Origin of the sequence: Vibrio sp. CyArs1, from assembly GCF_022432925.1 — a bacterium.
GTDB classification, from domain to species: Bacteria; Pseudomonadota; Gammaproteobacteria; order Enterobacterales; family Vibrionaceae; genus Vibrio; species Vibrio mediterranei.
Window position 1 is genome coordinate 614,273 of sequence record NZ_JAKRBO010000001.1, and the last position, 13,543, is coordinate 627,815.

The following is a 13,543-nucleotide window of genomic DNA, read 5'->3' on the forward strand; positions in this document are numbered from 1 at the left end:
TTTACATCCTAGGTTGAACCATAATATAAACCGTATCGCTATAGATACCGTTATCTAAACCTGTTGTTTCTAGGTCTTTAAAGAACACTCTCAGATTAAAGTCTATATTTGAAGAGTCTGATGGCTCAGCTTCCACCGTTGTACTCGATGAAACTATACTCCCTTCTTCAACTATTTTTCTTGCACTACATTTATCACATTCTATTGAGTATGGAATTTCACTTCCGGAAGGACTTCTTAAGCTATACTGCTTGCCAGAACTAAAGGACAAATCTATACCGTTAGCCAACTCTCCATGGACGGTAACGTTATGTGTTGTCTCACCAAAAATCTTACCATTATGAATGATATTTTCGAATCTACTTTCTCCCTGTACGTCTACACTACTAATATAATAGTCTTCTAATTCTAATTCTACAGACACATTTCTTGTTATATGCTGCCTACTTTTTACCCCTTGAACTGTGTAAAAGTCATAAAATAGTGTAGATGTAAGAGTACCTCGATAGATACCCGCACTTTTTCCTGAAAAATTGTTAACAATTGATTCGTTGTCAATAGAGTATATAATTCGATTATGAGTAAATGGTTTAGTACTAAAGTTGTAGTTCACAGAACTATTTGAAGAGCAACCATGAGGTCCAATTAATTTCACTCTAGTTCCCAAGATTACATTCGTATCACATATCGGCCCACCTCCCTCGAGTTCTATAGCTGCAATATTACTTGTTTCATATTCGACGCCTACTGCTGAAATAGGCAACTGAACAGACTCTGAACCATTAGACAAAGTAACATGAGGCTGAGATAAACTAATAGCTCCAGGAACCCATTTCATTGTAGGTATTGACTTATCAGGCAAATCCCAAAAGGAAGTCGTATAAATTTCATCTTCCAGTTTTTGTAAGCTACTCCAATTTACTGTTCCGTTATTTACGACTCCTTGTAATGTTGCCCCATGAAGACTCGAAGAGATCAAGAATATCAATCCCAGTACATTAGATTTTTTATTATAGTATCTCATTTTTCTCGTACTCGTCATTGTTTGTACTAAGTTTTACTCTAACGTCTACATCGTCTATTGATATCGGTAAAGGCACATTAATAGTTCTACCAGAGAGTACTGTTACCTTCTTCTTACAGTTCTTTATAGCTTCGTTACTTTGATCATAGCCACACCAGTTAAAACTTGCATCAAAATAGGTCTCTCCTTTATTGGTTACTAATACGCTATTAGTATTTTCCTCAATTTCGATGTCGTACTGTATAGGTCTATCATCGGCTGCAAATAGTGCATATGCTCCATAACCTATTGAAATAGCCATCTTAGAATTGACACCGTCTGTTCCATTGCTAGACGGCACAAACGCTATTTTAAATATACTGTCTTTTGTATTTACGCACGTTTTACAAAGTAGAATAACTTTGAAATCTTTAATCTCTCCGGGATCAAGGATAGTCTTTGCTGGCCTAAGTTCAACTTTCCAATCTGAGATATTCTCCCTAGTATATTCTTTTTCTTCTAGCTCTCCATCTACAACATTTATTTCCGTCACTTTTGCGCTAAGATATACTCTATTTTCCTCTTTACTAGAAACAGTAAATGTAACGTTGTCATCACTAGTTGACTTAAATAGAGAGTCGACCTCAAATGATAGACTTTGCTGGGACATTGTTAACGCTAAAATCGAACTGACTATTAAACTCTTAAACTTCATCAGATGTAGCCTCCTTTTTATTCTTATCAATTAAAGTAAATTTAGGATTTTCTGCTCCAAAGCTTTCATTTAGCTTTGTTAACCTCTCGATCTGGTCGTTAGTAAGTTCACTTGATAATTCAACAAATAGATAAGTCCCTCGTTCAAATGAGAACAACTTTGTCTTTAAGCTCAAATAACCTAATTCTAGGACTGTATTCTTTAATACTACTTCATCTGTATACAATCCGGCAAACACGTAGTTATCATTTCCATCTTGATGTAGAACTTCTAAATCTTGCTCTGAATATTCATTACCAAACTCTAATATCTCTGGTAAACAGACGCCTTTTTTATGTGATTTTGACTCAGATTTAACGTTAATCAAACACATACCTTTCCTTGAAATTAGATGAAGTTCACTTCCTTTAATGTAGTTAACCCTATAAACTCCGTCACTTGTAATTCGCTCTATACTTTTGCATCCTTCACTTAAACATTCAACTGATGTAATAGGATTGCCTTCAATATCATCGAGAACTACCAGTATACTATCGAGGTACGCTATTTTTGGTTGGAGTTCGTAAACTGAACCAATCAAACTAAACGAATCAATTTCGTTATTTTCGATGTACAGTTGCTTTGAGTCATTCTTAATCTGTGCTTTAAAACCCGTGTAAGGTTTAACACCTATAACAGTATCTTCGTTTACCAATTTAGTTTTGTCTATTACTCTATTTTCCATCGTAATAGTTGAGTAAATATCCGAGTTCACGGGTGAGTCTAATTCTAGGTTGTCGAGCACTTTAACCTTTACATAGGAGGAAGCGTTTTCTCGCGTAAAGTCAAAACCATCTTTCGTAACTATCTGAGTACCTGTTATAGTTCCGGACATATTTTTTGCACCAGTAGCATCAACAAATAAATATCCATCAGCATTTACTTCGTTTGTTTTTATACCTCCACTAAGTGATAACTTCCCATAAAAGTTACTACTATCATCTAAGACAGAAGCAACAGACCCACTAAACCTAGACACTGTATCACTAGTGGTATACCTTATTGTATTAATATTTTCCAACTTGCCGTTATAATCAGAATTTACAGCAAACTGCGATGAAACGTTATTACCAAGCTCCAAGATATAATTGAGATTCAATATAAGTGAATCATTACCTTCCGTTAAATGCGAGTGTTTAATGCTATTATACGTAACACTAGAATTAAATGTCCCCGGCCCTAACTTTATACCCCAGCTTCCACTTAGTGCGTTAACAGTTTCCTTGAGACCATATATATCCTCTCGTTTATCTTGAGATACACGAATGTATCCATTACCACTTAGAAAATCTCCTGACACCCCTAGTCCATAGCTTTGAAATGAGTTTTCATTATAAAGAATTGAACTTAGTTTTTCATTTTGGGTTAATTTGTCGTCTTTCTTTATTAAAGCACTAAAGTCAGCATAGAATGGTGAAACATCAATTCTTCCGTTGTGATATCTATCGTCATTATCGAACCAACCACCATTGTATTCTAGTTTAACACCTTCAAGCGGTTGATAAACAGTTAAGAACTGATAGTAATTATCTGCACTAGAGTTTGTAACTCCTGTCCCTAGCATTAAATTCTCAAAAAAACGATAGTTAACAAACGCACTATAATAAAACCTTGATTCTTCATTCACTTCGTCAAACTCACCAAAGGCCAAAGAATAATCGAACTCACCAATATTAACGTTAACGTTCTGGCTGTTATTAACCAACCTTCCTTCGTTAAAAATCGTCTCGCCTGATACGGTAAGAAGTATATTCAAATCATAAACACCAGAAGGTAGGTCTGAATAGCTAATAAAGTGTTTTCCCTCAGATACAGATCGACTGTAGACCAATCGATCCCCTCTATACGCCTCGACTTGTGCTTCTTGAGGCGCATAGAAATAGATCTTTTGAGCTTGGGCCTTCTTTCTTTTCAGCAAGTTCGGACTAGTCCCAACCAGTACTTTTCTTCCAGAATAATCTGCCCCATCATAAAAAGCGTCAGTTGAGTTAATCGTAGGGTTATACCTGTCCTCACCAATAAGTAATCGCTTGTCTTTATAGTCTAGATTATAATAAGCCGTATACACTGAGAAGTCACTGTTTGTTGAATTGTATTGTGTGTCAAAATATGCGTAACCAAAAGGCAAACCCAGTGTTGTTTGGTTGCCGAAACTGACATTTGCAGAATCTTCAATGTCAGTATAAGCATATAGTCTGGCGTTATTTATTAGTGCGTTGTGGTTATTTACCGCAGATACATACTCTTTTGTTTGATTTTCTCCCTCTAGAACGCTAGGAGCAATAAAAATTTTCAGGGAAGAATTATCAAAGTCAAACAGGTAGTTTGCTTTACGGTCGTTAGTTTCTAATACACACTTTTTTACACGCCCTTTACAACCGGACTCTGACCTAATCCCTTCTAGGAGTTCATCAACAATTTCTATTGAGACAGCTTCTTTGATATTTTTATCTACTAAAAAATCCACTAATGTCTCTTTACTCAAACTGTTATCGATCAAGCGAAAGGTATCATAACTAACTATAGCTTTCACTTCTACTCCACTGCTATCACCTGCTATAGTTATATATATTCTTTTCATTGATTCATTAAATAGATCTCGAAATTCATCTGGTACTTTTTCGGATAAAGCTGAGCCACTTAATAAAATAAACGCGAGCACAATAAGGTTAGAACACTTCATAATACAACTCAAATACTCAATAGACTGACTTCAAATGCTAAATTACCGTAGCAGTTTTGTTTAGATTCAATTTGTTCAAGCTCAGGAAAATCAACTGACATATTGTGAACAGATAAATATAAACCTTCCTCAATTCCCTGCCATTGGAAGTTCACACCTTCACCCTCAATGATATTATGCCCATCTAGACCAACTGCGACTTTAAAATCTTTAATAAGATTATTATTTTCATCTAAGCATACATTGTAGTTCTTAACCAACGATATGCTGTAGTCATTTGACTTAGTACTCTCGACCTCTAGATTTTGATTTATACTCTCGAATTTTCTTTCATTAACCTTATATGTTGTTTCGTAATGCTCTTCATCAAAGACTGCGCTAATAGACGAGTCTTCCGTACTGAGTGAGACTTGCGTCTCTAATGGGATAGATATGACAAATTGATTAGCCCCAACGTCATAAGAAATTAACGTAAAGAGACAAAGCACATATCGTTTTATCTTACATTCAATCATTGGGGCTACCACCTAATTACAGAGCAGTGTCAGAAACGATGACCGATGCAGTTAAGCTAACACTTGTTCCGCTTTCCACGCCGTGGTCAACCGTTGTAAAGCCGGCACCCGCACCCAATCCAAATGCTAATTTTGTAACATCGCCCGCACTTAGTGAGATAGCCTTATTAAGTACCACTGCTGTTCCGTTATCTTCCAGCACAACCTCACCGTCAACAGCTGTTGCAACACCACCGTCAATCTGATAATTAATAGAATCGACTTCGTACCAATATGCTTCAGGAAGACTATCTGGGTCATTCACTGTAAATTGAATCTGATCGCTTGCTTCAATTTTATAAATACCGTTACCATCACTTGTTTCTCGCAACGAAATCGAACCACCCGTAAATTCTACATCACCAACCTTTTTAATTACGAACGAGTTGTTATCGTTTAGGTCATTAACAGAACCGGACCAAGAGAAATCTGTCGTAACTGGCGCCGCCGAAGCCGCTCCACTGATAGCAACAAGAGTAGACAATGCAATTGTATTCAGTTTATTCATCTTTACCTTCCATTTGATTTGATTTGATTTGATTTAAATCGAATTTTTGTTCCGCTTTAGAACGACAGAAATACTAACGCCATTAATGATGTTAGAAACCCGCAAATTTCCTGATTTTGTTAATCCAATTGATAAAATTACCTGTAAGAAGTTTAATTTATGCCTGACAACAAGATGTAACTCTCGAAATATATGCATGTCATCTGATAAACCAAATTGGTTTACGATGACTGTATTACGAAATTCATTTCAAAAGCGAATGCGAGTTAAATCGTTCACCTTTTAGAAAATATATTGATTTTTGAACACACGCATTCCACTAACTTGTTATGTATTTTGCCCTGTCGCAATGCATCGTAGTTACGGAGACCGAGTGAGGCTCCAACTAACAGTACCACGCGATATATGGCGGTTCAGATGGTCAACACCTATGATGACCAACTTCTGTTTTCGCTTGCTGTTCTCGCAACCAAAAGCCAGATTGCGTGGTTCCTCATTTTTCCAAAAATTGGACTTGTAGCGCGAAGGGATTGGAGCGGTCACTTTCTTTACCTAAACCACCCTCTGGAGCTCCCTTGCACCTTATACGCTATCATCCGATATTTACCTGATGGGATTTGAGTAGATTGGGAAATACCACAGCATCTCTTACACTTGGTAGTGTCAGCTCAGCTGTGATAGTTTTATGAGCATCGGTATCAATAGAAAGAAGAAGTTTGCGCCAGGCTCGCTGATTTATACAGGTATAGTGAGGATAAGCTAATGTGAGCCTTCGCTGACCTTAAATAAAGGCGGTAAAATCTTGTAGTGTGAAGATATGGAAAGGTACCCTTTACCATGAAAGAAGATACGGTAGCGAGGCTTAAACATGAAATCAGAACAAGTGAACGAAGATTCCTACTATGAGCTCAAGATTCTGATTTCGTTAAATCTATTTCCGCAACAAACTGCGTTAATTGTAACACAAACCTGCTCGTTATAAAGTCACCTAATTGCAATAGTTGTGCGAACTATTTCTCGTGGTAGTGAGAATGATTCAATCTAGATTCACTTACCCTAGAAGAATAAAAACGTTATTAGCTTTTGACGACCCTGTATATAATTCAGTGTAACTGTCGGGGTTACATGTACTCACTGAGTCGGTCTTCTACACATAATCATAAATCGCTTTAGAGCTTGTCACCCGTTTCTAGTCGGCATCGTCCATTTCTTGGAAGCATCTCGGATAGCCGGGGAGGTCACCTTTCTAGCGAACTCATCCGTTGGGGAGAGCTTGCGCTTCCTAATCGCTTTTCTAATAACTTTATCGTGGGGTTCAATGGCGTTAGTCGTGCAAATGGCTCGGCGAATATCTTCTGAGTAGTTAAACAGGGTGTTGAGGTTGTCCCAATGCGCTGTCCACGAGCGACTGATTTAGGACATTTGCTATCCCATCGGTTAGAGAATTGCTCTAGAGCCAGCTGAGCCTCACCTTCTGTGGCTGATTGGTAGATTTTCTTCAGGTCAGTCGTCACTGTTTTGTAGTCTTTCCAAGGGACATTCTTGACCGAGCTTCGCACCATGTGGATGATACAGAGCTGTATTTGCGTCTCTGGAAGCGCCGTGTTGATGACGTCAGGAAAGCCTTTTCAGTCCGTCAACGCAAGCGATAAGGGTGTCTTTTACCCCACGGTTGTGAAGCTCAGTTAGGAGGTTAAGCCAGAACTTGGCACCTTCCGTTTCAGAGAGCCGTATACCGAGCAGTTCTTTTTAGCCCTCCATGTTGACGCCTAATGCAAGATAGACCGCTTTGTTAATGACTTGCTTGTCATGGCAGGCCTTAACCACGATGTAATCAAGATAGACGATGGGGTAAATGTCGTCGAGAGGTCGCGACAGCCATTCTATCACTTGCTCAAGCACCGAGTCCGTTATTTTTGATATCAACGTTGACGAAACATCAGCATCATACATTTCCTTGAACGTTGTTACGATTTCAGGTTCAGAATTAGCTTCACGATAGCGAGGGACGTCGACTTCGACCTCTCCATCATTGGTGATGACTGACTACTCGAGTAGTCATTGCGAGAGTTGGAGTTCACTCTAGATTGGTGTGTTTGATATCCAAGGAGCTCATCGAGTTCAGCGTTTAAGGCCGTTTCAACGGTCACCTTGGTTAACAATTTTCGGAAGTCATCAAGACCAGATGCTGTCTTAATTCAATTTGCTGTTTCACGAGCAAAAAGCTTCAAGTGCTTTCTTATCCATATTGTCCATCCTTAGCCTTTAAGGCTTAAGTCTAGACAGTTTCACAGAATTCAGGACACTCTCCTTTTGATACTCAAACTATCAAATATTAGTTCCCGGTATAGCCCTAATTGAATTTGATAATCGCACAAAGCGCCCAAATCTGAAATATTCAGTAGTAGTCATAACCTTTTCAAAAGGTTATGACTACTACAAATATGGTCAAGATTTATTCCTCCTTTACTCAAGGGGTGTCCTACATTTACTTCCGAAAAAGATATACTTCCATCGATTCCGTACAATACAGAATAACTAGAGCTATTTCCCATGAATCTATAATGAAGAGGCATACGATAGTGCATCGAATGATTTAGGCTAACTCCCTAACTTATCGCCTGATTTTTACCGACGTGATTGAATGTGTATCCTCTCTCCCGAAGATAGACCGATTCCATGAAACCATGGGGTACCATTCAATTTCTTCGGCACTTAGTAAAGCCCTGAACTTGGTTAACCCATCGAAGCTCGTACTGTTTGAGCCTTGCACTAGAAAAACGCGATCAGTTAATAGCTTTTCATGAAACTTATCTATCTTCAGTTTCAGAGCGGCTTTTCCTGCTTCTCTTCCGCTTAGTCCTTGGGTTCTGACAGTCGCTATCCTGCTATTCTAAGCTGAAAGTGATTTACCTAACCTACCAACTCCTTGCCCCAGACCAAAAAATAGCCAGACCAACAACAGCTCCGATACCTGCACTTATGCCAGCTTCTTTCTCAGAAGACCCAACTGCGACGTTGATTCCAAATTCAGCCACCCCAGATACAACTGCATCTCCAACAGCTAGCCCTGCTTTAACACCGCTCTTGGCACCAATTGCTGATGCTCCAAAACCACCACTGATAAAACCGAGTACAGCACCAATACCAACCTACTTCCAATCGAAGCTATCCCCCTCAACAGCCGTCTGAATTCCTTCAGCTGAAGCTAATATACTAGCTCCAACTACAGATCCTGCCATAACCCCAATAATTAGACTTGATATTGCGACGTGCCCACTGGGATCTCGCTGGTTTACCGGATCACCTAGGCAGTACGCATAACTATTTATTCCTCCTTTACCAAATGGACCCATCGCGTTGAATCGCATTAACCTTGGATTATAGACTCGGTAACCATTACCAGGGTGATAAAGACTGATATACGTGGGTGACTACGATTGTTTAGTGACTTCACTATCGCAACTTCTCTACTGGTAAAGGGCATGTTTCCCCTACCTTCACGTTGCATGACTTTATCGACTCTGTTTCTAGATTGGCGAAGGTCTTATTTGTTTATCCCCAACAATCCTGCATAAACTGTCTTACCAAGGATAACGAGGTTTATTCTAAAAGCGCTTCACGAGGTACCGTTCAGCATCTAACCAATGATGCAAGTCGACTCAAGCTATACGGTGAAGCCTCACTCATCGTATAGTTTAAAAGGTGAATGATCTAACTCGCACTTGTTCTTTAAGTGTGTTCATCGACACAGCCAACTTGAACTACTCTTTAAGTCGGAGTATCAAAGAATTCATCTTATTATTCGTACGTTACGATAAGAACACGAGGGTTAGGAAATGCTTAGGCCTATAATTTCTCATGTTATTTCGCGATGTCACAAACGTGAACATATCAACCATGAATGTCTTCATAAAACGCACTAATGTACAAAACCATCTTCCGAGAAGATGGTTTTGACTTGAAAAATAAGAATACTTGATAAATTCACTGGGAGTTTAATAACATAACACAATACTTATTCTGAGTTATAATTCAACAACCTATCGTGAAACACACATTCCATAAGTTCCTGTACTTCTATCTACACTTTGAAAGATTCCAGTCTTGTAGTCCAAGTTTGACTGTCCAGAGTTCCCAATATTGCGGTAGCTTTTCCCGATTGGCCAAAGGTAATTATAATAGAGACCGTAAGAACCTCCAGTAGCATTATAGAGTTGTGTTTGTTCAGCTGCCGTTGGAACAGCCCATTCATCATAACCGCCATAATTCAGAGTAGATAAATAATCACAGTGTGCTTCAGCTTGCAGGTAAGTAAATCTAGCAAATTGTCCAGATGGCCCATTTGTACCATCTTCTGTAAGCAAACTAATGAAACTCCGACTTGAATCACTACTAGACTCTACATAGTTATATTTAGCTAACCAATTTTCACTAGGTGTGCTGGTAAACACCTTACCGCCGATCACTCTAACAGCTTTGAGGCAACTGTTGGTCGCGTTATTATTTGAGTCACCGACGCCCGTCCCGCAAAATATATGCTCAATTTCAGGAGCTGAATGTAGTTGAAAAGTTCTTTTAAAAACAAATGAACCGTATTCAAACTTAACCTCTACACTTTCTTCGTTAGTCGTCAAAATCTCAAAATCGGCCTTACCTTCACTATCAGTCGTTTTTATTGTATCAACGATCGTAGCGTTACCTGTAGGGTTAATTATAGTCGCATGTATATCAATCTCAGGAACAATTTGTAAATCTTCGTTAAATGCCGTAATACTTATAATACCTGGTTCTGCATTTAAATCCAATCCATCGCCAACAATCAACTCACCTTCTGGAAAAATACTATTCTCCATACATGCGACATAAGAAAATCCCGATTGGTAAGAATTAGTCTCTGTTTGGCCAGTTTTAAGATCTACGTAACAATAATCATCGTTATCATTGCAGACGTGATTGACTCTGTAATCATAATTATCAGGCCACCCTGCCGAGGCTTCTATATTACCTGGATACAAGTTATATAAATGTTGCAGTGCTAACTCTGACGGAAGTATCTTGTTTTGAGGCGTAAAAATGTTAGTTTGTGAATTGCAGTATGCAACCGCATCGTCATATTCAAGCATACTCCAGTCCTCTCCTTCCCAGTGTTTACTTCCGTCAGGGGCTTCACTATAAAGCGGAGGTCGTTGAAGGATATAGCCATCAACTATTATATCTGTAGCCTTCGGACCAAAATAAACACCAACACTTTCTTGAGACGTTTCCAGCATCAAATTTTCATGTGATATATTGACATTTGAATGCCCAGACTGAGACCCAGACCTTTTAGTAAGAAGAATACGTGCAATACCTTCGTCATCGGTTTGAACGACATTCGAATGAGGGATTACATCATTGTTTTCTGTTTGAACGATTACTGGAGCATTTCTAACAGGATGACTAAATGCATCCGTAACCAATGCGTCTATAATATTTTCATCTACCCCATTTGATGCAGCACCATTTTTAATTAGAGTAAGTCCATTTAACGGGTCAATCGTAGAGGTATTATTATCACCGATAAAATCTACATTAGCGCTTACGCGGTTCACGATCCTTTGACTATCAATATATTGAGCGGATACTTCAATCTTCTCTGCCCTCTCGTTAGTAGCTTGCACAACCACGTACCCAAATTCGTCAGTCACACCTGAATACTTGTCTAATTCCCCATTGCCTGTAACCTGAAAGTCTAAACGTAGGCCAGAAACCGGAGTTTCGTTATCCTTAACTAGAAAACTTAACGAGGCTGTATCCTGGCCGTTAGCGTATGCTGATGATTGATATGAATCAACAGATAAACCACCTGCATCTATACACGTCAAGTAATACAAAGTTTGACTATTATACGTGTTTATTTCAGCCTCATTATTTAGGAGGTCACTAGATACAGTGTATTGAACACTATTCCCATCTGATGCGAGGTATGCGATTTCAATCGGCCAATCGTTGTCGATCGAAGGATTATATTCGGTTAAAAACACAAGCTCCTGCGTCGTAGGCAGCCTCCCTCTATGAGAGCATGCTTCAGTTGCTTGTTCTAAAGTATAAGTAGCTACATTAATAGGTTCTTCATATCTATTTTCTTCGTTAGAGCTAGAGCTATTATGTGAAGCATCTGATGCTTCGCTGGCAGTTAGAGGTGGTGTAAAATATGCGCCATGAGACACTATCCCCCTCCATAATCCTCTGTCTTTTGGATCAGCCACTTGAATTGTAACTGAACTTGAAGCATACCCACCGTGATGATCACTAATAACATAATTAACATAGTGCAATCCACCTTGAGATGTAACAAAATCAAATTTTGTATTTAACAAATCGTTTGTATTCGTGGGTTGTACTAAAGCATTATTAGAGTTAACATAAAGGAGTTGTAAATCATAGTTATCAGGAGAAGAAATATTTTCGCTAATGTCAACAGTAATAAGTTCCTCTGTGTTGATTTCATCCGGATATTGATACTCTGTAGCTAAAGGAGGAAAACTTGATGCCTCTGAGACGCTGATATCTATTTGGCCAGTTTTTAGATCACTAGGAAAGGATAGATTTTGAGCAACGTAAATAATACGATGATAACCAATTTCAGTAGCTTCGTATGTTATAGTGTTATTGACTGCATCCACTTCCGTCACCATACCTCCACCCAATAGTTGAATATCAGGCATCAAGCTATAACCACTAGGTAAGGACACATTAATAATTGGACTTAAACCTGTAACTGTGGCTTCAGATATAGGTGATAGTTCAGCTTTCCCATCTAAACTACTAATTACAGACGCTTTCCCTTGTGCGATAGAGCCGCTTTGGTTTTCGATCGCGTATTGATACTCACAAAGCTCGCCTTTATTTAAGACCTCAAAACCAATTCCCTTGATAATAGGCTCTCCACAAAGAATCTCACTACCATAAACCAGATATACAGAGCTAAGTTCTGTGCTCAAGGAACTAGATGAGGTAATATCAGCCTGCAAATCGACATAATCTATCTGATTAGGCAATACACTATGTAAACTATCATATGCTGAGATTTCATCATTAGAGACAAATTCAGGGCTCAAATCTTCCTTTGAGCCTATATTACACCCCGCTAACGACACTAAGCATACCATACCAATATGTTTTTTGAACTTCGGAACTTTCACAATTCAACCCTTAAAACTTGACTACCCTTCTATCATCCCACAAATAGCCACACATTAAAGCAGTAAATTTACCGATCAAAATAAAGTGAATAAGTACATATAACAGACATGTAATAAGAAAATCTCATCCTTTCTATTAAAATTGAATCAAAAGACTTAAAACTGTCAGATAAACCAGACGCATGCGCAAAAGCAACAATTTTCGCGATAGGACGCGTATCCACACTTTCAGTACGTAAATTAGAAGAAAACAATGATATTAGTTATCTAGGACATAAATTAGGGCCTAAAGTAGCCTACTTAAGAAAATTGGCTCAAAAGATTTAAGAGAAATAAATGCCACCACTTACTTGACGAGGCCTTTATTCTTATAGCCAAAGGGTTATAGTTAATACCCACAAAAACCTAAAGAGTTGCGTAAATAAAATGAACTAAATCAGAACTTGCGACCAGATATGAACATTCATTCACTAACTCTGATTTCAAGTCGAAGCCTAGCTACAAAACCACTAACTGGCGTAAACTCCATTTTGCAATCGATAACGAAACCCCAGAAATTATGGTAACGGAGCTGACAGTATCAAGCGTAACAAATGCTGCGGTACTTCTATATTTACTGAAACATACCAAACCACCCAGAAGATCTCAGGTAACGACACATACGATACAAGAGACGGCCGCAGAGCGGTTTGCTTTAAGAAAGTGCTCCCTCTAATCCTTCCAAGCGAGAAATTCACCTTCTGGGATAAGGTGAATCCATGCAATCTGGTGACTGGTTACCAAAACCAAAAAAAACCATGGCCATGACAAGCATCCACAATCTAAGAGCACTATTTTACGCGTGTACACGTACC

8 protein-coding genes and 1 pseudogene are annotated in these 13,543 nt (G+C 38.7%); 1 reads left to right on the forward strand and 8 read right to left on the reverse strand.

The annotated features are described in order from the left end of the window. Nucleotide 1: 1 nt before the first annotated feature. The 6 genes and pseudogenes from MMA19_RS02860 to MMA19_RS02885 all read right to left on the reverse strand — a co-directional run bounded on the left by MMA19_RS02860 (nt 2) and on the right by MMA19_RS02885 (nt 7,700). A complete protein-coding gene (locus MMA19_RS02860) occupies nt 2-1,024 on the reverse strand; it encodes a hypothetical protein (RefSeq protein ID WP_240205460.1) in 1,023 nt (340 codons plus the stop codon). Beyond that, nucleotides 1,011-1,718, reverse strand: coding sequence for a hypothetical protein (locus tag MMA19_RS02865; RefSeq protein WP_240205461.1), 708 nt, complete (start codon nt 1,716-1,718; stop codon nt 1,011-1,013). Before MMA19_RS02865 ends, MMA19_RS02860 begins: the two co-directional genes overlap by 14 nt. After that, nucleotides 1,708-4,440 (reverse strand): TcfC E-set like domain-containing protein, encoded by a 2,733-nt coding sequence (locus MMA19_RS02870; protein WP_240205462.1) that lies wholly within the window; start codon nt 4,438-4,440, stop codon nt 1,708-1,710. The genes MMA19_RS02865 and MMA19_RS02870 overlap by 11 nt, the downstream gene beginning before the upstream one ends. An 8-nt stretch (nt 4,441-4,448) precedes the next feature. Then, nucleotides 4,449-4,955, reverse strand: coding sequence for a hypothetical protein (locus MMA19_RS02875; RefSeq protein WP_240205463.1), 507 nt, complete (start codon nt 4,953-4,955; stop codon nt 4,449-4,451). Between the two features lie 16 nt (nt 4,956-4,971). Continuing rightward, nucleotides 4,972-5,502 (reverse strand): hypothetical protein, encoded by a 531-nt coding sequence (locus MMA19_RS02880; protein ID WP_240205464.1) that lies wholly within the window; start codon nt 5,500-5,502, stop codon nt 4,972-4,974. 1,179 nt (nt 5,503-6,681) lie between these two features. Then, nucleotides 6,682-7,700, reverse strand: a pseudogene (locus MMA19_RS02885) (IS256 family transposase). Between the two features lie 706 nt (nt 7,701-8,406). Between MMA19_RS02885 and MMA19_RS02890 the strand changes: the two are divergent. Continuing rightward, on the forward strand, nt 8,407-8,694 hold the full coding sequence (locus MMA19_RS02890; protein WP_240205853.1) for a hypothetical protein: 288 nt from the start codon (nt 8,407-8,409) through the stop codon (nt 8,692-8,694). Here MMA19_RS02890 and MMA19_RS02895 read toward each other — a convergent pair. Together MMA19_RS02895 and MMA19_RS02900 are read right to left on the reverse strand one after the other, a co-directional pair. After that, nucleotides 8,655-8,873, reverse strand: a complete 219-nt coding sequence (locus MMA19_RS02895) for an RHS repeat-associated core domain-containing protein (protein WP_346657519.1) — start codon at nt 8,871-8,873, stop codon at nt 8,655-8,657. The genes MMA19_RS02890 and MMA19_RS02895 overlap by 40 nt on opposite strands. A gap of 672 nt (nt 8,874-9,545) precedes the next feature. Next, nucleotides 9,546-12,689 carry an Ig-like domain-containing protein gene (locus tag MMA19_RS02900; protein ID WP_240205465.1) on the reverse strand — a complete coding sequence of 1,048 codons (3,144 nt, stop codon included), beginning with the start codon at nt 12,687-12,689 and terminating at the stop codon, nt 9,546-9,548. Nucleotides 12,690-13,543: the final 854 nt, after the last annotated feature.

Coding starts and splice junctions, on each gene's coding strand:
- MMA19_RS02895 (WP_346657519.1), bottom strand. CDS start 8,873: ATGCGATTCAACGCGATGGGTCCATTTGGTAAAGGAGGAATAAATAGT.
- MMA19_RS02880 (WP_240205464.1), bottom strand. CDS start 5,502: ATGAATAAACTGAATACAATTGCATTGTCTACTCTTGTTGCTATCAGT.
- MMA19_RS02875 (WP_240205463.1), bottom strand. CDS start 4,955: ATGATTGAATGTAAGATAAAACGATATGTGCTTTGTCTCTTTACGTTA.
- MMA19_RS02870 (WP_240205462.1), bottom strand. CDS start 4,440: ATGAAGTGTTCTAACCTTATTGTGCTCGCGTTTATTTTATTAAGTGGC.
- MMA19_RS02865 (WP_240205461.1), bottom strand. CDS start 1,718: ATGAAGTTTAAGAGTTTAATAGTCAGTTCGATTTTAGCGTTAACAATG.
- MMA19_RS02860 (WP_240205460.1), bottom strand. CDS start 1,024: ATGAGATACTATAATAAAAAATCTAATGTACTGGGATTGATATTCTTG.